The organism is Ruegeria marisrubri (assembly GCF_001507595.1).
Lineage (GTDB): Bacteria > Pseudomonadota > Alphaproteobacteria > Rhodobacterales > Rhodobacteraceae > Ruegeria > Ruegeria marisrubri.
In genome coordinates this window covers 111,138-133,451 of the sequence record NZ_LQBQ01000035.1, presented here as the reverse complement: position 1 = coordinate 133,451, position 22,314 = coordinate 111,138, and the positions used below count along the sequence as shown (strand labels likewise).

The 22,314-nt window shown below is 67.0% G+C and carries 12 protein-coding genes; 7 read left to right on the top strand and 5 right to left on the bottom strand.

From position 1 onward, the window contains the following. The first annotated feature begins 336 nt into the window (after positions 1-336). From AVO45_RS14815 to yaaA, 4 genes are all read left to right on the top strand, one after another. Positions 337-1,845: a pilus assembly protein TadG-related protein gene (locus AVO45_RS14815; protein ID WP_068348318.1), complete on the top strand. Its 1,509-nt coding sequence runs from the start codon at positions 337-339 to the stop codon at positions 1,843-1,845. Positions 1,846-1,937: 92 nt separating this feature from the next. After that, positions 1,938-2,225 (top strand): YggT family protein, encoded by a 288-nt coding sequence (locus AVO45_RS14810; protein ID WP_068348316.1) that lies wholly within the window; start codon positions 1,938-1,940, stop codon positions 2,223-2,225. Between the two features lie 76 nt (positions 2,226-2,301). Then, positions 2,302-4,341 (top strand): DNA helicase RecQ, encoded by a 2,040-nt coding sequence (recQ, locus tag AVO45_RS14805; RefSeq protein WP_068348314.1) that lies wholly within the window; start codon positions 2,302-2,304, stop codon positions 4,339-4,341. Positions 4,342-4,375: 34 nt separating this feature from the next. Further along, a complete protein-coding gene (yaaA, locus tag AVO45_RS14800) occupies positions 4,376-5,146 on the top strand; it encodes a peroxide stress protein YaaA (protein ID WP_068348312.1) in 771 nt (256 codons plus the stop codon). Here the strand turns inward: yaaA and AVO45_RS14795 are convergent. Continuing rightward, complete coding sequence (locus AVO45_RS14795; RefSeq protein ID WP_082688820.1) at positions 5,137-7,419, bottom strand: response regulator; 2,283 nt, start codon at positions 7,417-7,419, stop codon at positions 5,137-5,139. The two genes, yaaA and AVO45_RS14795, sit on opposite strands and share 10 nt — an antisense overlap. A gap of 135 nt (positions 7,420-7,554) precedes the next feature. Between AVO45_RS14795 and AVO45_RS14790 the strand changes: the two genes are divergently transcribed. From AVO45_RS14790 to pbpC, 3 genes are read left to right on the top strand one after another with little or no spacing between them, the layout of a single operon-like run. Next, entirely contained in the window at positions 7,555-12,981 is a 5,427-nt protein-coding gene (locus AVO45_RS14790) for an alpha-2-macroglobulin family protein (RefSeq protein WP_082688819.1), read from the top strand. Next, a complete protein-coding gene (locus AVO45_RS14785) occupies positions 12,978-13,541 on the top strand; it encodes a putative glycolipid-binding domain-containing protein (protein ID WP_068348310.1) in 564 nt (187 codons plus the stop codon). The genes AVO45_RS14790 and AVO45_RS14785 overlap by 4 nt, the downstream gene beginning before the upstream one ends. Then, positions 13,534-15,570: a penicillin-binding protein 1C gene (pbpC, locus tag AVO45_RS14780; RefSeq protein ID WP_068348308.1), complete on the top strand. Its 2,037-nt coding sequence runs from the start codon at positions 13,534-13,536 to the stop codon at positions 15,568-15,570. The genes AVO45_RS14785 and pbpC overlap by 8 nt, the downstream gene beginning before the upstream one ends. Positions 15,571-15,588: 18 nt before the next feature. Here pbpC and AVO45_RS14775 read toward each other — a convergent pair whose 3' ends face one another. From AVO45_RS14775 to AVO45_RS14760, 4 genes are read right to left on the bottom strand one after another with little or no spacing between them, the layout of a single operon-like run. After that, on the bottom strand, positions 15,589-17,631 hold the full coding sequence (locus AVO45_RS14775) for a hypothetical protein (RefSeq protein WP_068348306.1): 2,043 nt from the start codon (positions 17,629-17,631) through the stop codon (positions 15,589-15,591). Further along, a complete protein-coding gene (locus AVO45_RS14770) occupies positions 17,628-20,390 on the bottom strand; it encodes a DUF4159 domain-containing protein (RefSeq protein ID WP_068348304.1) in 2,763 nt (920 codons plus the stop codon). The genes AVO45_RS14775 and AVO45_RS14770 overlap by 4 nt, the downstream gene beginning before the upstream one ends. Next, entirely contained in the window at positions 20,387-21,262 is an 876-nt protein-coding gene (locus tag AVO45_RS14765) for a DUF58 domain-containing protein (protein WP_068348302.1), read from the bottom strand. The genes AVO45_RS14770 and AVO45_RS14765 overlap by 4 nt, the downstream gene beginning before the upstream one ends. Further along, complete coding sequence (locus AVO45_RS14760; protein WP_068348301.1) at positions 21,259-22,266, bottom strand: AAA family ATPase; 1,008 nt, start codon at positions 22,264-22,266, stop codon at positions 21,259-21,261. The genes AVO45_RS14765 and AVO45_RS14760 overlap by 4 nt, the downstream gene beginning before the upstream one ends. Between the last annotated feature and the right edge of the window lie 48 nt (positions 22,267-22,314).

Here is a 22,314-nt window from a genome sequence, read left to right as displayed (position 1 = left end):
CCTAGCGCAGTGGCAAGCCTTTCCTGAGTATGAAACCGGCCTGCGTCCTTGTTGTCCATGCAGTATTCGGCCGCGAATTGCGCAGACAGCTTCAACACCCATAGATGGCTTACCTCGCGTAATAAACTATCTAAAGTTGTAGCCTTTAACCCAAATGCCCAATTCTCGTCACACTCCATTTCTAACGAATTCATCGGAACACCGAGATTTTCCGTATAGATTGCAGTGCATTGCGATATGAGACCACTCCACCGCACACGGGCCGGCGGCGAAAAATGCCATCGGCGGCAACCCCACCCGGATTTTCTGCGGGCCTTGCAAGGCGAACAAGGCTCGATGACGATTCTCGGGGTCTTCATTTTCCTGATCATCCTGATGACGGCCGGCATCGGCATCGACCTGATGCGGTTCGAGCGCGAGAGAGCGCTTTTGCAGACGACCCTGGACCGGGCGGTTCTGGCTGCCGCGGATCTCGATCAGGAATTGTCGCCCAAATCGGTCGTTCAGGATTATCTGGACAAGGCGGGCTTTCCGGACAGCCTGAAATCCGTGCAGGTGAAGGAAGGGCTGGGGTTCCGAAAGGTGACTGCCGTCGCCCAATACGGCTTCCCGACCCAGTTCATGCATCTGTCCGGTGTCGACTCGCTGACGGCCAACACTGCCAGCACCGCGGAGGAATCCGTACAGGCGGTAGAGATCTCTCTGGTTCTGGATATTTCCGGCTCGATGGGCGAAACGGCGCGTGGCAGCGGTCGCACCAAGCTCTCGCACCTCAAGACCGCGGCCAAGGAGTTCGTCGCGCAGATTCTGAAGAACTCCGACCAGACCGACACATCGATTTCGATCATCCCCTATGCCTCGCAGGTCAACGTGGGCGAGGCGCTGCTGGACAAGTTCACCAATGTCACGCAAGAGCATGACTATTCGCACTGCGTGAATTTCATCCCAGAACAGTTCAGCGACAGCGACCTGCACCGGGGCGACCGCCTTGAACGCGCGGCGCATTTCGACCCGTTCACCTATTCGGAAGGCGTCATAGACATACCGGTCTGCCCGGTGCGCGACGGCAGCGCCATCACGCCGCTGACCAACAACATTTCCGTGCTGAACAAGCAGATCGACGCGCTGACCGCCAAGGGCAACACGTCCATCGACATCGGCATGAAATGGGGCGTCGCCCTGCTGGATCCAAGCATGCGCGACATCGTGGGCGACCTCAGCGCCGACGGCATCGTTCCGGCTGAATTCGCCAATCGCCCGGTCAACTACGACGAGGACGTACTCAAGGTCGTGATCGTGATGACCGACGGCCAGAACACCGATCAGTATCTGCTGAACCCGTCCCTGCGCTCGGGGCTGTCGGATGTCTGGTACAACAAAACGGCCGGGCGGTATTCGGTGTATCACTCGCAAGGCAAAAAGAATTACTACTGGCCCCGTCCCGGCCGACGGGGCGAGTGGGCCAACCACCCCTACGGCGACAACGAAAAGGGAACCGCAGTCCGCCTGACATATCCCGAGCTGTTCGCACGCGCGTCTCTCGCCTGGAACGCGGAATACAACTACAGATTCCTGCCGAACAACTGGGGCAGATGGTATCAGGCCGCCTTTTCCAAGATCAACTGGAAGGCCAAGGACCAACGCTCGAAACACGTGTGCCGGGCCGCCAAGCGGCAGGGCATCATCGTCTACGGGATTGCCTTCGAGGCACCGGCGTCCGGCTTCAAGTTGATCAGCGATTGCGCCAGCTCTCCCAGCCATGTGTACGACGTGGAAGGGTTGGACATCGAAAAGGCCTTTACCTCGATCGCCTCGTCGATCAAGAAACTGCGGTTGACGCAGTAACGCGACAGCGATCTTTCGCATTTGCCTATCGGCCCTTGCCCTTTCCGCCTGCTCTGCTTAGGTCTCGGATCAACGCGGAAAACGAGGTTCCCATGCTGTCGCTGATCCAAATCCTGTTGCTGGTCCTTGACGTGGTCTGGTTCTTCATCCTGGCCCATGTGATCATGAGCTGGCTGATCAACTTCCAGGTGCTGAACCTGCATCAGCAGTTCGTGGCGCAGATCTGGTATGGGCTGAACCGCATCCTCGAGCCGCTATACGGCCCGATCCGGCGCATCCTGCCACCGATGGGCGGGATTGACCTGGCGCCGCTGGTGCTGCTGATCGCCGTTTATGCGCTGCGGATCGTCCTGATCAACAACATGGCCTATTTCTACTGACCTCTTGTTCCCCGATTCCGACTGTGTGATTGTCCGTTCAAGAGCAGTCAAATCTTGAAACAGGGCACCCCCGCACATGTTCGACGCCGCGCCTCTGCTGCGAGATGTCTTTGGATTCGATGACTTCCGCCCCGGGCAGGAAGAGATCGTCGATGCCGTGACCGCCGGCGAGAACGTGCTGGCCATCATGCCCACCGGGGGCGGCAAATCCCTGTGTTATCAACTGCCCGCGCTGCTGCGCGACGGAGTCACGGTGGTGATCTCGCCGCTGATCGCCCTGATGCGCGACCAGGTGCGCGCATTGCAGGAGGCCGGGGTCGAAGCCGGTGCGCTGACCTCGGGCAACACGCCCGAGGAAACCGACGCCGTGTGGGAGGCGCTCGAGGCCGGGCGGCTGAAACTGCTCTACATGGCGCCCGAACGGCTGGCGGCCGGGTCGGCGCTGGGGATGCTGCGGCGGATCAATGTCGGCCTGATCGCCGTGGACGAGGCCCATTGCGTCAGCCAGTGGGGCCATGATTTCCGCCCCGACTACCTGCGGATCGGCGAGCTGCGCCGCGCCTTGGGCGTGCCGCTGGCCGCCTTTACCGCCACGGCGGATGCGGAAACGCAGGACGAGATCGTCGAGAAACTGTTCGACGGCATGGCCCCGCGCAAGTTCCTGCGTGGCTTCGACCGGCCGAACATCCACCTGGCCTTTGCCGCCAAGGACAGCCCGCGCAAGCAGATCCTGGATTTCGCCGACGCCCGCCGCGGCCAGTCGGGCATCGTCTATTGCGGCACCCGCAACAAGACCGAAGTGCTGGCGCAGGCGCTGCGCGAACAGGGCCACAGCGCCTGCCACTATCACGGCGGGATGGAGGCCGAGGACCGCCGCATCGTCGAAACCCGCTTCGCGCGCGAGGACGGGCTGATCGTGGTGGCCACCGTGGCCTTTGGCATGGGCATCGACAAGCCCGACATCCGCTGGGTCGCCCATGCGGACCTGCCGAAATCGATCGAGGCCTATTACCAGGAAATCGGCCGCGCCGGACGCGACGGCGGGCCGGCCGAGACCCTGACCCTGTTCGGCCCCGACGACATCCGCCTGCGCCGCAGCCAGATCGACGAGGGTCTGGCCCCGCCCGAGCGCCGCGCCGCCGACCATGCCCGCCTGAACGCGCTGCTGGGTCTGGCCGAGGCGCTGCACTGCCGCCGGCAGACCCTGCTGGGCTATTTCGGGGAAGAGGCCCAGCCCTGCGGCAAATGCGACCTGTGCGACAGCCCGCCCGAGCTGTTCGACGGCACCACCCCGGTGCGCATGGCCCTGTCTGCGATCCTGCGCACCGAGGAATGGTTCGGCGCTGGCCACCTGATCGACATCCTGCTGGGCAATGACACCGACAAGATCCGCGCCCGGCGGCATGACGAATTGCCCACCTACGGCATCGGCAAGGACTGGTCGCGCCCGCAATGGCAGGCGATCTTCCGGCAGATGATGGGCCACGACCTGGTGCGCCCCGACCCCGAACGCCACGGCGCGCTGCGCATGACCGAGGCCGCCAAGCCGATCCTGAAGGGCGAGGCGCAGATCACCCTGCGCAAGGACACGCTGCGCAAGGCCACCCGACGGCCCGCGGTCAAGATGATGGTCTCGGAAGAGGACGCGCCCCTGCTGTCGGCGCTCAAGGCCAAGCGCCGGGCATTGGCCGAGGCCGCCCGGGTGCCCGCCTATGTCATCTTCCCCGACCGCACGCTGATCGAGATGGCGGAAAAACGCCCCATGACCCTGGACGAGATGGCCCGGATCGGCGGTGTCGGCGCGAAAAAGCTGGACCGATACGGCGACACCTTCCTAGAGGTGATCGCGGGCGAGGCGCAGGCGCTGCATCCGGCGCGCCGCAAGCTGGCCGGGCGCGAACAGGGCGATATCTACGACCGTCTGCTCGAGGTGCAGGCACAACTGGCCCGAGGCCCGGACGGGATCGACAAACCGCTGAGCTGCTCTGCCGCGCAACTGGCCAAGGTGGCGCAGATGCGCCCCGGAGACGAACGCGCGCTGGAGCAGATTCTGGGCGACCGCCGCGCCGAACGTTTCGCGGCCGCCTTTCTGGACGTGCTGCGCGCAGCGGGCTAGGTATCGACGGGCAGGCACGAACAAGGGGGCAGACATGCTGGTGGTGATCTCTCCGGCCAAGCGGCTGGACTGGGCAGAGCGGGACGTGGCACCGACCCAGCCCGATTTTCAGGACGACGCGATCCGGCTGGCGAAAACCGCGCGCAACCTGACGCTGGGGGATCTGAAAAAGCTGATGAGCCTCAGCGACGATCTGGCCCGGCTGAACCGCGACCGGTTCCGCGCCTTTGCCGACGCGCCGCAGCCCGAGGCAACCCGCCCGGCCGCGCTGGCCTTTGCCGGCGACACCTACCAGGGGCTCGAAGCCGCCTCGCTGGAGGCCGAGGAACTGGCCTGGGCGCAGGATCATCTGCGCATTCTGTCGGGGCTTTACGGGCTGCTGCGCCCGCTGGACGCCATTCAACCCTATCGGCTGGAAATGGGCAGCCGGCTGAAGACCCGGCGCGGCAAGAACCTGTATGACTACTGGCGCGACCGGCTGAGCAAGGCGCTGAACGCGCAGGCCGAGGCACTGGGCACCGATACGCTGGTGAATTGCGCCAGCCAGGAATATTTCGGCGCCGTCGACCCCAAGGCCCTGAAGCTGCGGGTCATTACCCCGGTCTTCATGGAGGACAAGGGCGGCACGCCCAAGATCGTCAGCTTCTTTGCCAAGAAGGCGCGCGGCGCCATGGCGCGGTATGTCATCCAGCACCGGCTGACCGATCCCGCCTCTCTGACCGATTTCGACACCGGAGGCTATGTCTATCGCGCAGACCTGTCCGAGCCGGAAAAGCCGGTCTTCGTCCGCCCCTATCAGGCCTGAACGGTAGACTGATCCGGTTGCGTGCCGGTGGTTTCGCCGCGCTTGCCGTCTTGCGCGTGCTCCTCCTTGTTCCGGTGAACCGGCCGCGCACAACTTGGGCAGAATTCTTCGATCATGGCGTGGAGTTCCGCTTTGCGCAGCGGTTTGCTCAGACAACGATCCAGTCCCCCCGACAGGATGCCCTCCAACTCTCCGGAAACGGCGTGGGCGGTCAGGGCGATGATGGGAACATGCGTGCCGCTTTCCGCCTCGATCCGCCGGATTTCCCTGGTCGCCTGCTTGCCGTCCATTTCCGGCATCGAGATATCCATGAAGATCAGATCGGGCCGAAACTCGGTATAGGCCGCCACCGCTTCGCGCCCATTGCGGACAAAGCGCAGTTCAATGTCGAGGTCCTTGACCATCTTGCCGAACACAAGCCGGTTGGTGCGGTTGTCCTCGGCCGCAAGCAGCCGCATCGCCCGCCGCCCCGGATCCGACTGAACCGCCGGCGGCGTGCTTGACCCTTCGGCCTTGGCATCGGTGGTCTGGGGCGTATGCAGCACCGCGTCCCCGAGCGTTGACAGGCGCGAGAACAACTCGGCACGGGGGATGGGTTTTTGCATCACCCCCTGGATCAGGCCACGGGCAGGATCGGACCGAACCGCACCCGGATTGGAGGACAGAAGGATGAACGGAACGTCTCTCCAACCGCTGTCGCGCAGGGCTTTGGCCAGCGCCAGTCCTTCCATGTCAGCCAGCTGATGATCACACAGCACCAGTTTGACGCTGCCGTCGATCAAGGCCAGCGCCTCGGCCCCGGATCGGCAGGACGTCACCCGGGAGCCCAGACAGCCCAACTGCTTTTCCAGAATCCCGCGGTTCACCGCCAGTTCATCCACCACCAGCACGTGGCGCAGCTTGCCTTCTATGCGGGGTGGAATTGGCTGTGCCCCCCCGGCGGTCGGCAATGTCACGCGAAAGCCGAAGCACGACCCTCTGCCCTCTTCGCTGTCGGCCCAGACCCTGCCGCCCATCAACTGGATCAGACGCCGGGTGATGGCAAGCCCCAGCCCGGTGCCCTCGAACTGGCGATTGCGGGCGTCCGCGACCTGGTTGAATTCTCCGAAAATGTGATCCAGCTTTTCCGGTGCGATGCCGATCCCCGTGTCCTCGATCGCGACATGCACCAGACAGCTTTCGCTGTCGGGGTCCGGAACGCCGGTCACACGGACCAGAACGTGCCCCTGAGAGGTGAACTTGACTGCGTTGCCCACCAGATTGGTCAGCACCTGCCGGATCCGCCCGGCGTCACCAATGAAGCGCGTCGGCAGGAACAGGTCGTAGTCAACCAGCAGATTCAACCTCTTGCCCCGAACGGCTGGCTGCAAGAGCATGGCGACATCGTGAATGCAACGCTCGAGATCAAAGGCGTCGCTGTGCAGAGACAGCTTGTCGGCCTCGATCTTCGAATAATCCAGAACGTCGTTGATGATGACCAGAAGCGCCTCGCCCGAGTTTCTGATCGTGTTGACGTAAAGCTGCTGCTCTTCGTCCAACGTGCCTTCGGCCAAAAGCTCAGCCATGCCGACGATGCCGTTCAGCGGTGTCCGGATCTCGTGGCTCATATTGGCAAGAAAGGCCGATTTCGCCCGGTTCGCCGCCTCGGCCCTTTCGCGGGCAGCGTGCAATTCCGCCTCGTGCCGCACCGTCGCAGTGATGTCGAGAGCAAGGCTCACCGCGTCCCCTTCCGGACCGCGCCGGTCGATCAGCTTGATGCAGGTACCGTTCCAGAGCTGTATGACAGTGGGTGCCGGATCGGTCGAAAGCCAGCGGTCCCGCATCCTGGCGCGCCATTCATCGGCAGGCGTTTCACCAAGATCGACGATTCCCTCTTCGGTCAGGATTTCGAGGATGCGCGTGTAGGAAATGCCCGGCGCGACCTCGTCGAGACCGTCAAACACGCTCAGATAGGCGGTGTTGGCGCAGATCAGCCGGTCATCCCTGCCGAAAACCGCAAACCCGTCCTGAATGGTCTGAATCGAATGCCACAAACGGCGCTCGGCAATCTCGATCTTGGCATGTGCTTCGGTCAGATCGGTCTTTACCTTCTCGTTTTCGACCCTGACATTGGCCACCTCGGCCCGCGTTTCACCGATTTCCCTTGTCAGGGCCAGCGCGTGCTGGCCCAGCTTGCGGTTCGCCGCCGAGAGTTCGGCCTGCTTCAACTGCAACAGGCGCTCGGCGGCCAGCCGCGCGCGGCGTTCCTGCGCGAGTTTTTCGGCAAGGCTCATCACCAGTTCCCCTAGTCTTGCTCCGGCAAGGTCCCACGCTTCGATGAAGAAGTGCTTAAGTGCCGAATTCCGCCTGCGCACCGTTGCAAAGTCGCGAAGGCCCGTGCGACCCTTCCGGCAAATCAGGAGACTCCGATGCGATCCACTGCATTTTCTGCAACCGCTTTTCTTGTTTCGTGTATTTTCTTCGCGGCCAGCCTCATGGCCGAGGGCACGACCACCGACTTTCGCTATGTCGCGACGCGCGACGCCGACTTCCATGGCTCGGATCTGGATGCCCTGTTCGACACCGATCTGCCCTCCTGCGTGCGGGCCTGTTCGGCAAACCGGGACTGCGCGGCCTTCACGTTCAACAGTCGCTCGAACGCCTGTTTCCCCAAAAGCGGTGCAAGCCAGGAGGAGCCTTACGAGGGCGCGATATCGGCCCGCAAGGTGGCGACGGGGCAGGATGTCCTCGCACTGTCTGTCGAGCGCGCGAGGGACCTGACATTTCTGGACGATGACGATTTCGGGCGCGCCCGTTCTCTCGCCCGCGATCTGGGGCTGCGGCATCCCGGCGGCGGGCTGGATCTGGAGGCGGTGCTGAAAGCCGCCGAGGCGTCGGAAAACCTGACGGATGCGCTGGCCTGGACCGGGGCGGCGGTCTCGATCACCGACCGCGCCGATCTGTGGACCGAATACGCCTACCTGTCGCTTGCCGCATCGGACGACAGCGGGAACCGCCACCAGGCCCGGGTGGAACGGGCCTTGTCGGCTGCGATCAACGGCTATCTGCGGGCTAAAACCCCGGCCGCGCAGGTCAACGCGCTCGAGGTCATGTCCCGGGCTTTGGAACAACTCGATCGGGGCCGCGATACGGTATCGGCCCTGCGGCTGGCCGAAGGCCTGCAACCGCGCGCGGACATTCTGGCGGCCCTGGAAGAGGCCGTCGGAAAATACGGCTTTCGCATGATCGACAGTTCGGTGGAAAGCGACGCGGCCCTGCCGCGCATCTGTGCCGAATTCTCCGAGCCGCTGGTCAAGGCGGGCGTGGATTACGAGCCCTTCGTGCAACTGCCCGAACCGGACCTCGTGGTTCAGGCCGAGGGTCGCCAGCTCTGCGTCGATGGTGTCGCGCACGGAACCCGGTACCGGATCACGTTTCGCAAGGGTCTGCCTGCGGCGTCGGGCGAGGTGCTGCTGAAGGACGTGGACCTGACGCATTACGTCCGCGACCGCGCGCCCGCGGTCCGCTTTCCCGGCCGCAGCTATGTTCTGCCGAAATCGGCCGATGCGGCTCTGCCCGTCGAGACGGTCAACCTGACGGAACTGGAGCTGGCGCTGCGCCGGATCAGCGACCGCAACCTGCTGCGCGCGGTGCAGGACGGGTTCTTTGGCCGCCCGCTCAGCCAGTGGCAGGACCGGGTGTTCTCGAACGAGATCGCGCAACAGGTCTGGACGGGCACCGCCGAGGTGCCATCGGAACTCAATCGCGACATGACCTCGCGCCTGCCGATGGCAGAGGCCATCGCGGGCCAGCCCGCCGGGATCTATGCGCTGACCGCCCGCATTCCCGGAGCCGATCCCTATGACGATCCCGGCGCGACGCAATGGTTCGTCCTGTCCGATCTGGGCATCAGCTCGGTCTCGGGCACGGACGGGCTGCATGTGGTCGTGCGCGGCCTGAACGATGCCGCACCGCGGGCCGGTATCGAGGTTTCCCTGATCTCGCGGGCCAATGCCGTGATCGCCAGGACCGAAACGGACGAACAGGGGCAGGCCCTGTTCGAACCCGGCCTGACGCGCGGAAAGGGGGCCGCCGCGCCGGCACTGATCATGGCCTCGGAGGGTGATGCGGATTTCAGCTTTCTGTCGCTGATCGACCCGGCCTTCGATCTGTCGGATCGCGGTGTCGCGGGGCGTGCGCCCGCCGGGCCGGTGGACGTGTTCCTGAGCACCGACCGGGGCGCCTATCGCGCGGGCGAAACCATCCATGTCACCGCGCTGAGCCGCGACGGAGAAGCACGCGCCGTCGAAAGCCTGCCGCTGACCGCCATTCTCAGCCGCCCCGACGGCGTCGAATACCGGCGGGCCGTGTCGGGCGGCGGCCATGCGGGCGGCCATGTCTTTGCCCTGCCGGTCGCGGCGGATGTCCCGCGCGGCACATGGCGGGTCGAGATCAAGTCCGACCCCGAAGGCCCGGTGCTGGCCAGCCGATCGGTTCTGGTCGAGGATTTCCTGCCCGAGCGCATCGACTTTGACCTGTCCCTGCCCGGCACTGCCCTGCGCCCCGGAGACAGTCCGCCGCTGCGCATCGAGGCACGGTATCTGTTTGGCGCGCCCGGCTCGGATCTGGCCATCGACGGCCAAGTGATCCTGCGGGCAACGGAAACGCTGGAAGCCTATGAAGGCTACCGCTTTGGGCGTTACGATGACGAGGCCAACGCCCGCAGCAGCCAGTTCGGCGGCAGCCGCACCGACGTGCAGGGCGTTGCCACGGTTCCGATTGAAATCCCCGTGTCCGAGGCCGAGGGCAAACCGCTTGAGGCCACCGTCATCGTACGGCTGGCAGACGGCTCGGCCCGCCCGGTCGAGCGCCGCCTGAGCGCCCCGGTTCAGCCACAGGGCCCGGTCATCGGCATCCGGCCGATGTTCGAGGACGTGGTAGCCGAAGGGGCCGAGGCCGAATTCCGCATCATCGGCCTGTCGCCGGACCTGTCGCCCAGCCCCATGCGGGTGCGCTGGACGCTGAACCGGATCGAGACCCGCTATCAGTGGTATCAGCTCTACGGCAACTGGAACTGGGAGCCCACGACCCGCCGCAGCCGGATCGCCACGGGCGAGGCCGATCTGGGCACGGACCCGCTGGCGCTGAGTCATCCCGTCGACTGGGGCCGATACGAACTGGTGGTCGAACGTCTCGACGGCGCCTATGCCGCCGCGGCGGTGGATTTCCAGGCGGGTTGGTATCAGGCGGCGGATGTCTCGGCCACGCCCGACCGGCTGGAGATGTCGCTCGACCGCGACAGCTATCGCCCCGGCGAGACGGCGCAGCTCAGGATCGTTCCGCGCATGGCGGGTGTAGCCCAGATCGACGTGCTGTCGAACCGGCTGATCGCGCGCCACATGATCGAGGTGCCCGAAGGCGAGAGCGTCATCCCCATCGAGGTAACCGAGGATTGGGGCAGCGGCGCCTATGTCACCGCCACGGTGATCCGGCCCATGGATGTCTCGGCCGGTCAGAACCCGGCCCGTGCGCTCGGCGTGGCCCATGCCTCGGTCGAGCCGGTCGGAAAGGACCTGTCGGTCGCGATCGACGTTCCTCAGGTGACCACGCCGCGCAGCACCCAGAAAGCCCGCATCAGGGTCGAAAACGCGGCCCGGGGCGAGGAGGTCTGGCTGACGCTGGCCGCCGTCGACGTGGGCATCCTTAACCTGACCGGTTTTGAAAGCCCCGACCCAAAGGGGCACTATTTCGGACAGCGGCGGCTGGGTGTCGACCTGCGCGATGTTTACGGACGCCTGATCGACGGCATGAACGGGGCCATGGGCACCGTCCGCTCGGGCGGCGACGCCGGTGCCGGGTTGCGGATGCAGGCGCCGCCGCCGACGCAGGAGCTGATGGCGGTCTTCAGCGGCCCGGTCAAACTGGACGCCAGCGGCGAGGCCGTGATCGACCTGCCCCTGCCCGCCTTCAACGGCACCGTGCGCCTGATGGCGATCGCGTGGTCCCGCAGCGCGGTCGGACAGGCCGAGGCCGAGATGATCGTCCGCGACCCGGTGGTGGTGACCGCCAGCCTGCCGCGGTTCCTCGCCCCCGGCGACGCGGCGCGAATCCTGCTGGAGATGGTGCATGCCGACGGGTCTGCCGGAGAGATGGCCTTGGCCGTGACCGCCTCGGCGGGGCTGGAACTGGGCGCGGCCCCCGCGACGTTCTCTCTGCAACCAGGCGGCAAGGCGGCGTTCGAGATCCCCGTGCGCGCCGTGGCGCCCGGCGATCCGCGGATCGAGGTGGCCGTGACCACACCAGACGGTCAGATCCTTTCGCAGAGCCTCACCCTGCCGGTGCGCGCCAATGACCCGGTCGTGGCCCGGACACGGCGCTTTTCGCTGGCGGGCGGAGACAGTTTGCTGTTCTCGGACGACGTGTTCGACGGCTTCCGCAAGGAGACGGCCAAGGCGATCCTCTCGGCCGGGCCGCTTGCCCGGCTCGACGCGCCGGGCCTTTTGGACATGCTGGATCGCTACCCCTATGGCTGCACCGAGCAGGTCACCAGCCAGGCGTTGCCGCTGCTCTATCTCTCGTCTGTCGCCCAGGCCACGGGGCTGGGCAGCGGGCCGGATATCGGCGACCGGATCGATGCCGCGATCCGCAGCGTTCTGACCCGACAGACCTCGGAAGGCGCGTTCGGCCCGTGGCGGGCCGATGGCGGATACTTCTGGCTGGATGCCTATGTCAGCGATTTCCTGTCCCGCGCGCGGGCGCAGGGGTATGCGGTGCCCGATCAGGCCTTTGCGCAGGCGATGGACAACCTGCGCAACCAGGTCAACTACAGCCCGGATTTCGACGATGGCGGCGAGGACATCGCCTATGCGCTGATGGTGCTGGCCCGCGAGGGCGCTGCATCGATGGGCGATCTGCGCTATTATGCGGATGTGAAAGCAGATGCATTCAACACCCCGCTGGCGGCGGCGCAACTGGGCGCGGCACTGGCGTATTACGGCGATCAGACCCGGGCCGACGCGATGTTCGCCCGCGCGGCCCGCATGACGGCCGGTCAGACCGGCCCCGAACCCGCCCTGTGGCGCGACGATTACGGCACCGCGCTGCGGGATACGGCGGGGCTGCTGGCGCTGGCGGCCGAGGCGGGCAGCAACGTGGTGGATCGCGACGCGCTGGTGACCCGGATCGGCATGGCGAGCGGCACCCTGTCAACGCAGGAGGCCGCGTGGTCGCTGCTGGCCGCGCAGGCGCTGGTGGCAACGCCCGAGCAGTCCGGCCTGCGGGTGAACGGGGCCGAGGTCACCGGGCCGTTCGTCCAGGTGCTGGCAGGTGACGCAGCGGAGACGCTGAACGTCACCGCCGCCGATGACCGGGCCACCGAGATCACGCTGACCGTGACCGGCATTCCCGAAACGGCCCCCGCCGCAGGCGGAACCGGCTATGCGCTCACCCGGCAGTATTTCTCGTTGGAGGGCGAGCGTCTGGAGCGCGGCGACTTTGCCACGGGCGAGCGTTTCGTAACCGTCCTGACGGTCGATCCCTTCGAGACCGGCGGGGCGCGGCTGATGGTGAATGACCCGCTGCCGGCCGGTTTCGAGATCGACAATCCCAGCCTGCTGCGCTCGGGAGACGTGCGGGCGCTGGACTGGCTGGATCTGTCCGAGGCAACCCATGCCGAGTTCCGCTCGGACCGCTTCCTTGCCGCGGTCGACACCGAGGATGCCAGCCGCGTCACCCTGGCCTATGTCGCGCGCGCGGTGACGCCCGGAACCTTCCACCATCCGGCGGCCTCGGTCGAGGACATGTATCGCCCGCGCTACCGGGCCTGGACCGACACCGGGAGGGTCAGCGTAAGATGACCGGCCGCACCGCCATAGCCACCGGCCACTGGCGCCGGCTGGACAAGGAAGGCACCGACCGCTGCACCCTGTCGCGTCTGGACCACGGCTGGATGCTGGTGGGGCAGGCGACATGGCACGAGGACGGCATGGATGCGAACCTCACCTACGATGTGCGCTGCGATCCCGATTGGGTCAGCCTCTCGGCCGATGTCGGCGGCCGCATCGGCGACCGCGAACTTGCCCTGCGGCTGCATCGGACAGCCGAGGGCTGGTTGCTCAACGACGAATTGCAGGACAACACCCGCGACTGCATTGATCTGGATCTCTGCTTTACCCCGGCGACCAATCTGCTGCCCTTGCGGCGCCTGTCCCTGACCGAGGGGCAAAGCGCCGAGGTCTGCGCCGGGTGGCTGCGGCCCGGTTTCCAGCGCATCGAGCCGCTGGAGCAGCTCTACAGCCGCCTCGCGCCGGACAGGGTCCGCTACAGTTCAGCGCAATTCGAGGCCGAGCTCGAACTCCACGAGTCGGGCTTTGTCACCAGCTACCCCGGGCTTTGGGAAGGCTGGGTCGATGCCTGACCCGGCCCGGCTGCTGCTGGGCCTTGCCGCGGGCCTGTTCCTTGCCGGGCTGACGCGCGACGCCGCAGACGACTGGATCGACCGGACCGAACTGCCGCCGGTTCTGGCCGAAACCTCGGTCGAGGTGCGGGACCGCAACGGCACCCTGCTGCGCGCCTACCCGGTCGAGGACGGGCTCTGGCGGCTGCGCCCCGGTCCGGTGGATCCTGCCTTTGTCACGATGCTGCTGCGCTACGAGGACAAGCGTTTTCGCTCTCATGCCGGCGTCGATCCGCTGGCGCTGCTGCGCGCCGCGGGTCAGGCCCTGTGGAACGGGCGGACGGTTTCGGGCGGGTCGACCCTGACCATGCAGGTGGCGCGGCTGCTCGAGGACGGCCCGACCGGCAGGTGGAGCGGCAAGCTGCGCCAGATCCGCGTGGCGCTGGCGCTGGAGCGGCGGCTGGACAAGGACGAGATCCTGTCGCTCTACCTGACCCACGCCCCCTATGGCGGTAATCTGGAAGGGGTGTGCGCCGCGACGCTGGCCTGGTTCGGCAAGGAACCCCGGCGCCTGACCCCGGCCGAGGCCGCCCTGCTGGTCGCCCTGCCGCAATCGCCCGAAGCGCGGCGCCCTGATCGACATCCCCTGTCTGCCAAGCAAGCGCGGAACCGCGTTCTGGCGCGGGCCGCGCGGCAAGGTGTTCTGCCCGACGGTGACGCAAGCGCCGCGATGCAGGATGTTCTGCCCGCGCGGATGCGGCCGGTGACTCGTCTGGCGGCGCATCTGGCCGACCGGGCGCGGGCGGAGGCTCCGAACCGCGCCGCTCATGACCTGACCGTCGAAGCCGGCCTGCAGGCCCGGATGGAACGGCTGGTCGCCCGGACGGCGGCCGAGGCCGGGCCGCGGATCTCGGGTGCGGTGGTCGTGGCGGATGTCGCGACGGGCGATATCCTCGCCTCGGTGGGCTCTGCGGGCTATGGCGATGCGCGGCAGGGCTTCGTGGACATGACGATCGCGCCGCGCTCGCCGGGATCGACGCTGAAGCCCTTGATCTACGGGCTGGCCTTCGACCGGGGGCTGGCGCATCCCGAGACCCTGATCCACGACGGCCCGGTGATGTTCGGCCGCTACGCGCCGCGCAACTTCGACGGCATGTTCCGGGGCGATGTCCGTGTGCGCGAGGCATTGCAACTGTCGCTCAACATCCCCGTCGTGCGCCTGACCAACGAGATGGGACCAAGCAGGATCATCGCCGCGCTGCGCCGCGCCAGGGTGACACCGCATCTGCCCGGCGGAGCCCCGGGTCTGGCGATCTCGCTGGGTGGCGTCGGCATCAGCCTGCGCGACCTTGTGCAGCTTTATGCGGCGATCGCCGCCGGCGGGCAGGGGCCGGTGTTGCGTCATGACCTGTCAGAGGGCGGCGAAAACACGGCGCGCGTCCTGTCCCGAAGCGCCGCGTGGCAGGTCAGCGACATCCTGTCCGGGCTGGCCCCGCCGCCCGGCGCACCGTCGCATGTCCTGGCCTACAAGACCGGCACCTCCTACGGGCACCGCGACGCCTGGGCGATCGGCCATGACGGGCGTCACGTGATCGGCGTCTGGCTGGGCCGCGCCGACGGCACGCCGGTTCCGGGGGCTTTTGGCGCCGACCTGGCCGCGCCCCTGCTGTTCGAGGCTTTCGGGGTGCTGAAGCCCGCCTTCGACCCGCTGCCCCCGCCGCCGCCCGAAACTCTGACGGTCGAGGCCGCCGATCTGCCGCCGCCCTTGCAACGCTTCCGACCGCGATCTGCCGCGTTCCAGCGCGATCCGGGCGCGCCGCAATTGCTCTTTCCGCCTGACGGCGCATTGCTGGCAATGGACGGTTCAGCGCTGACCATCAAGCTGCGGGGCGGCGCGGGGCCATACTCTCTGCTGGCCGACGGCCGGCCCCTTGCGACCGGCATCCGCCAGCGTGAATTCGAGATCCCCAATCCCGGACGGGGCTACGCCTCGCTCGTCGTCATCGACGCCAAGGGGCGTTCGGACCGGATTTCGGTTCAGATCGAGTGAGGCAAGCGGCGCGCAGCCTCAATGCCGGCCTTCACGCAACCAGCCGGCCAGCAGGAACCCGCCCGCCAGCAGCAGCACCAGCCAGGGCGGCAGCAGGCCCGCCTGGGTGACATCGCGCGTCTCGTAGGCCCCGCGCGGCGTCAGGCCGATCCAGCCGCGCCCCGAGGCCGGGCGACCTTCGCGCACGGAACGGATCGAGGGCAACCCATCCTCCAGCCGCATGACGCCGCCGCGCAGGCCGGCCAGAACAGGCTCGAGAACCTCTCCGGTGGCGATGGTGCGTTCGAACTCTTTCGGAGACGCCGGGCCGAGACCGATCACCGCCTCGCGGTCGCCCTCTTGCAGCCGGTAGAGGCCGATTTCCGGCCCCAGATACTGGGCCTCGAACCGGCCGGGCGATACCTCTTCCAGCGGCATCTCAAGCGACTCGCCGTTGGGGCGGGTGATGGTCAGGGGGCCGACCTCGTCGGCCAGCGTTCTGCGGATGATGCGCATGGACTGTCCGGTGGCCTCGGCCCAGAGCGCCTCTTCCTCGAGCTCCGGTTCCTTCATCATCCAATGCGCCAGCCGCCGCAGCAGTTCCAGTTGCGGCCCCCCGCCCTCATAACCACGGCTCCACAGCCACGCATGGTCCGAGGCCAGCAGCGCCACCCGACCGTCGCCGACCCGGTCGAGCACAAGCAGTGGACGGTCGTCGAGCCCGGTCATCAGCAATTCGCCCGAGCGATGCTCGACCTCGATCTGCCGCAGCCATGCGCCCCAGTCCTCGGCGTCGCCCAGTTCGGCGGTCACCGGGTGGCGGTGCCCCAGATCGGTGACGGTGGGAACGAAGCGGTCCTCGATCACGCGGGCGGTCGGTTCGGCGGGAATGATCGGGGCCAGCGGCGAGCGGAAGATGCTGTCGGCCGAGGCAAAATCCGGCCCCGCCGCGATCAGCACCGCACCGCCCGCATTGACGTAACTCGTCACGTTGTCGAGGTAGATCGCCGGCAGAATGCCCCGCCGCTTGTAGCGATCGAAAATGATCAGGTCGAAATCGTCGATCTTTTCCAGGAACAGCTCGCGCGTCGGGAAGGCGATCAGCGACAACTCATCGACCGGAACGCCATCCTGCTTTTCCGGCGGGCGCAGGATGGTGAAATGCACCAGATCCACGGAACTGTCGGATTTCAGCAGGTTGCGCCATGTGCGCCCGCCCGCATGGGGCTCGCCCGAAACAAGCAACACCCGCAGCCTGTCGCGCACGCCGTTCATCTGGATCAGCGCGGTATTGTTGCGGTCGGTCAGCTCGCCCTCGGCCACCGGAACCGAAAACTGGATCACGTTGCGCCCGCCATGCGGCAGGGTGACCGGCAGTTCGATGTCCTGCCCGATCGGCACGTCGAACCGTTCGGGCGTGCCGCCATTGACGGTGATTTCCAGTTTTGCAATCCGCCGCGTGGCGGGAACCGCGCCGCTGTCCTCGATCCGCAGCGTCAACGTGACGGGTTCGTCGATGATGGCGAAGGCCGGCGCATTGCGCACGAGGATGCGGCGATCCCAGTCCTCGGCCCGTCCTGACAACAGCAGGTGCATCGGCGCAGGCAGGTCGGGCGCCTGTTCGACGTCATGAACCAACCCGTCCGAGAGCGCGATGATCCCGGCGACACGCGCCCGCGGCTCTTCGGCCAGCGCCTCGGTCAGGGCGGTCATGAGCTGCGTGCCCTCGTCGCCCTCGCCATCCCCGACGCGGATGCGGCGCAGCTCGGTGTTCTCGCGCGCCTCGAGAATGGCGGCCAGTTCCTCGGCGGCCCGGCTGGTCTGTTCGGCCCGGTCCGAGAGCTTCTGGCTGGCGCTTTCATCCTCGACCATCAGCACGATGTCGGTCAGCGGCGCGCGATCCTCGATCTGGTAGACCGGGCCGGCCAGCGCGGCGAGCACGATCAGGGCCGCGAGCCCCCGCAAGGCCCAGCCCGACAGCCCGCGCCACAGCGCCAGGATGACGCCGACCAGGGCGATGGCTGCGACGGCGGCCAGCGCAGGCCACGGGATCAGCGGGTCGAAGATCACGGTTCCGGTCATTGTCCCAACCTGTCAAGCAAGGCAGGCACATGGACCTGATCCGATTTGTAGTTTCCGGTCAGCACATGCATCACCAGGTTGACGCCAAAGCGGTGCGCCAGCTCTCGCTGCCGTTCACCGGCATAGCCCCGCCCGACCGGCAGCAGGGACTGCCCGTTCCGGTCCACGGCCCAGGCGCCGGCCCAGTCGTTTCCGCCGATCACCACCGGCGTCACGCCGTCATTGAGGTTGCGGAACGGCATCCCCTCGATCTGCTCGGCATCCGCCGGCGCGGCCTCGACCCAGACCTCGGCACCGGCATACCTGCCGGGGAAATCCTGCAGCAGATAGAAGGTCCGGGTCAGAACATGGTCGCGCGGCACCGGCTCCAGCGGAGGGATGTCCAGCGGCGCGGCCAGTTCCCGCAGCTTGCGGCCATTCGGACTGGCCGAGCCAAAGCGGGCGATATCCGCGTCGCGGGTATCGAACAGGATCATGCCGCCAGACCGCAGATAGGTGTTGAGCCTGGCATAGGCCTCGGCCGACGGTTTTGGCTGCTCGGGCGTGATTGGCCAGTAGAGCAGTGGGAAAAAGGCAAGTTCGTCGCGTTCCAGATCGACGCCGATCGGCTCGGCCGGCTCGACCGAGGTGCGGTAGAACAGGGTGTCGGACAGGCCGCGCAGCCCGGCCCGCGCGATCTCATCCACTTTGCGGTCGCCGGTCAGCACATGGGCCAGCACCAGTTCCTTGCTGGCGTTGATCGCGAATTCCGTGTCGCTCTGGTCCTGCGCATGGGCCTGCGGGGCTGCGAGGATCGCTGCCATGACGAACATCGCCGCGCGGGCAAGGGCGAGCCGCCCGGACAGGGCCAGCGAGGCCACCACGTCGGCGGTCAGCAGCACCAGCGCAAGGGCCAGCAACATCCCGCCCAGCGGTTTTTCGCGGTTCACCTCCTGCCCCTTGACGGGCACGTCCGCGGGCCAGACGGCCGGTTGCAATTCGGCCTTTTCGGGCAAGACGTTGAGCGCCAGACGCTCCTTGCCGCTTTGATAGAGTCCGGGGCGCAGGTCGGGCCCGATCCGTCCCGAGACAAGCTCCATACCGTCCACCCCGGCCAGGTTGCCCGCATCCGACAGGCCGCCGAAACCGTCCAGAACCTGCGCCGGCGCCCAGGCGGTGCCCTGCAGCTGCGCCTCGGTGCGGGCCTTGGCGGCCGAGGCCACGGCAAGGCGGTCCAGCATCTCGACGAACAGCCCCGAAAGCGGCAGGGTCGACCATTCCGCGTCGGCGGTCACATGGAACAGAACCACCTGCCCCAGCCCCAGCGGCTTGCGGGTGACCAGCGGCGTGCCGTCGCTGAGCGAGGCGATGACCCGGTCGGCAAGGTTGGGATCGGGCTGGGCCATGACCTGCGTGCTGACGGTGACGTCATCGGGAATGGAGAGCCCGTAGAACGGCGAGTTCTCGGGGAAGGGCGCAAGCCCCTTGGCCTCGCCCCAGCTCATGGCGCCCCCCACCGTGCGGCCTCCGCCGCGCAGGCGAACCGGCAGAAGAACCTCTTCCTCATGACGGCCCAGATCGCTTGCGGCCATTCTGGGACCGGCAAAGCGCAGCAGCAGGCCGCCCTTTTCGATCCATTCCACCAGGTCCGCTTCTTCCTTTTCCGACAGGGTGGCCACGTCGGCCAGAACGATCACGTCGGGATTGGCGGGCAGCACCTCCAGCAGCGCGCCATCGACGAAATCCGCCGTCGGGACCAAAACGTGCGTCAGGTAGTGCAGGGGCGACAGCAGCTCCAGCCCCTCGCGGTTGCGGCGACCCGCGATCAGCGCCACCTCGCGCCGGCGCAGGCTGTCGTCGGTCAGGCTCACCGCGCCGGCCGACCGCTGCCCCTGGATTTCGAACCGCGTGATCCGCGCCCGCAGCTCCGACGGCAGCGCCAGAGACACCTCGGCCTGCGTCGCGCCATCGGCGAACTCGGCCGTGGCGGTCTGAAGAATGCGCATCGTCCCGGCGGGATCCCGCCCTTGGGCCAGCAGGGTCACGCTCTGGGCCGGACCGGGCTCGGATCGCGTGGCCGTCAGCTTGATCGCGCCATCCTCGAAGGTCGAGGGCAACAGGCCCATCACCGCGGTGGGCGCGCGGTAGACGGTGACGTTCCCGCGCGACTGCAGTTCCGCAAGGATCGCCTCCCGGCCGTCATAGTCCAGCGCATCGCTAAACCAGTTGGTATCAAAGCCCCCGTCGATCGCGCTTATCGCTTCGATCGCGGCGGCAACTTGCTGTTCTCCGGGCTGCCACGGCATCGGGGCAAGGCCCGGCAAACGGCTGCGCCACGCCTCGCCTGACTGGAACACAGGCGCTTCCGGCTCACTCAGCCGCAGGATCGCCACCGGTCGGCCTGCCCGCCCGGAATCGGTCAGCTGGGCGTCGATCTGGTTGAGCGTCGCGGGCCAGCGCGAGGCCCCGGCCCAGCTTGCATCCAGCACCAGCAGCAGCGGGCCGGTGCCCGTCTCATCGCGCGACGGGTTCAGAACCGGCCCCGCCAGCCCGATGATGATGGCCGCCGCCGCCGCCATCCGCAGCAACAGCAGCCACCACGGGGTGCGGTCGGACACGCTCTCGTCATCCTTGAGGCCCAGCAGCAGAGTCACAGCGGGGAACAGGCGCCGGATCGGCGCGGGCGGCACGGCGCGCAGGATCAGCCAGAGCACTGGCAAGGCCAGCAGCCCCAGAAGAATCCAGGGCGCGGTAAAGCCGATGCCAGCCAGCACTGTCATCTGGTTCCTCCGTCCAGCGCGCGGTAGATCCACAGCAGCGCAGCCTGCGCGCTGTCGCCGGTGTGATGCAGCCCCAGCTGCCAGCCGGTCGCGCGACACAACTGATGTAAGTCATCCTTGCGCCGGGCCAAGCGCTCGAGGTAGCGGTCGCGAAGGTCGCCCGCCTTGAGCGTTTCATGGCGCAGCGATCCGGCGACGCTTTCAAAGATCGTGCGGCCCCGGTAGGGGAAGTTCTCTTCGCTGGGGTCCAGCACCTGCAGCAGAACGCCCCGCACCCCGCGATCGGCGGCCTTGGTCAGGGCCAGTTCGACCTCGGACAGGTCGCCCAGAAAATCGGAAATGAACACGGCCCGCGCATGGGGGATCATCGCGCGGTGCTCGGGCGGCGCATAGTCCACGTCCGTATCCTGCGACAGGGCCTGCGTCAGCCGCAGGATCTGTTCGTTGCCGCGCCGGGGCGGCAGGGTCGTGCCGGTCAGGCCCACGCGCTCGCCACCGCGCACCAGCAGGATCGCGGTGGCCAGCCCCAGCAGCCGTGCGCGATCCACCTTGGTCGGAAGGTTCCGATCCGAGGAAAACCGCATCGAGGCGCCCTGATCGACCCAGAGCATCACCGACTGGGCGATCTGCCATTCGCGTTCGCGCACATATTGCACGTCGCCCCGGGCCGAGCGCCGGTGGTCGATCATCCGCTTGCTGTCCCCGGTCTGGGCCGGCCGGTATTGCCAGAAATCATCACCCAACCCCGCCCTGCGCCGACCATGCTCACCTAGGAGGACGGTGCCCGCGAGGTGCTCGGCGCGCGCCAGCAGGGGCGGCAGCCGTGACGCCTCGGCCTCGGATCTTTCGCGTAAGGTCGGCGCGACGCTCACGCCGCGGCCTCGCTGCGGGACAACCCGTCAGCCGTGCTTTCGATCAGCTCGGCCAGGCTGTCACCGCGCGCGCGGGCCGCAAAGTTCAGCGCCATCCGGTGGCTGAGCACCGGGCGGGCCATGTCCAGCACATCCTCGGCATTCGGGGCCAGCCGTCCCTGCAGCAGCGCGCGCGCCCGGACCGTCATCATCAACGCCTGCGCGGCGCGGGGGCCGGGACCCCAGGCAACCGTCTCGGCCACCCGCTCGGACACGCCGGGCTCTTCGGGCCGGAAGGCGCGCACCAGATCGAGGATCAGCTCGACCACGGAGTCTCCGACCGGCATCCGCCGCAGCAGGACCTGCGCCTCGAGCAGTTCGTCCTTGGTAAAGACCTGGTCAGAGGTGTCCTCTTCGACGCCGGTGGTGGCCAGCAGGATGTCCCGCTCGGTCTCGCGGTCGGGATAGTCCACGTCGATCTGCACGAGGAAGCGGTCTAGCTGCGCCTCGGGCAAAGGATAAGTGCCCTCCTGTTCGATCGGGTTCTGCGTGGCCAGCACGTGAAATGGCACGCCCAGCGGCCGGTCCTCGCCCGCCACGGTCACCGTGCGTTCCTGCATCGCCTGCAGCAACGCCGACTGGGTGCGCGGGCTGGCGCGGTTGATCTCGTCCGCCATCAGAAGCTGGCAGAAGACCGGCCCGGGAATGAAACGGAAATGGCGGCTGCCATCCTCGGCGGTGTCCAGCACCTCGGAGCCCAGAATGTCGGCCGGCATCAGGTCGGGCGTGAACTGGATCCGGTTGCCATGCAGGCCCATCACGGTCGAGAGCGTTTCCACCAGCCGCGTCTTGCCCAGCCCCGGCAGACCGATCAGCAACGCGTGCCCCCCGCACAAGAGCGCGGTCAGCGTCAGATCGACGACCCGCTCCTGTCCGATGAACCTGCGGGTGATCGAGGCCTTGGCCCGTTGCAGCTTTTCTTCGAGGGCTTCGATCTCGGCGACGAGGTCTGCGGGTTCGGACATGACTTTCCTTTCCGTGGGCGTATATTTCCAGAGTGTATCGCGCTGAGA

Coding starts and splice junctions, on each gene's coding strand:
- AVO45_RS14770 (WP_068348304.1), bottom strand. CDS start 20,390: ATGACAGTGCTGGCTGGCATCGGCTTTACCGCGCCCTGGATTCTTCTG.
- AVO45_RS14795 (WP_082688820.1), bottom strand. CDS start 7,419: ATGAGCCTTGCCGAAAAACTCGCGCAGGAACGCCGCGCGCGGCTGGCC.
- recQ (WP_068348314.1), top strand. CDS start 2,302: ATGTTCGACGCCGCGCCTCTGCTGCGAGATGTCTTTGGATTCGATGAC.
- AVO45_RS14810 (WP_068348316.1), top strand. CDS start 1,938: ATGCTGTCGCTGATCCAAATCCTGTTGCTGGTCCTTGACGTGGTCTGG.
- AVO45_RS14760 (WP_068348301.1), bottom strand. CDS start 22,266: ATGTCCGAACCCGCAGACCTCGTCGCCGAGATCGAAGCCCTCGAAGAA.
- yaaA (WP_068348312.1), top strand. CDS start 4,376: ATGCTGGTGGTGATCTCTCCGGCCAAGCGGCTGGACTGGGCAGAGCGG.
- AVO45_RS14790 (WP_082688819.1), top strand. CDS start 7,555: ATGCGATCCACTGCATTTTCTGCAACCGCTTTTCTTGTTTCGTGTATT.
- pbpC (WP_068348308.1), top strand. CDS start 13,534: ATGCCTGACCCGGCCCGGCTGCTGCTGGGCCTTGCCGCGGGCCTGTTC.
- AVO45_RS14775 (WP_068348306.1), bottom strand. CDS start 17,631: ATGACCGGAACCGTGATCTTCGACCCGCTGATCCCGTGGCCTGCGCTG.
- AVO45_RS14815 (WP_068348318.1), top strand. CDS start 337: ATGACGATTCTCGGGGTCTTCATTTTCCTGATCATCCTGATGACGGCC.
- AVO45_RS14785 (WP_068348310.1), top strand. CDS start 12,978: ATGACCGGCCGCACCGCCATAGCCACCGGCCACTGGCGCCGGCTGGAC.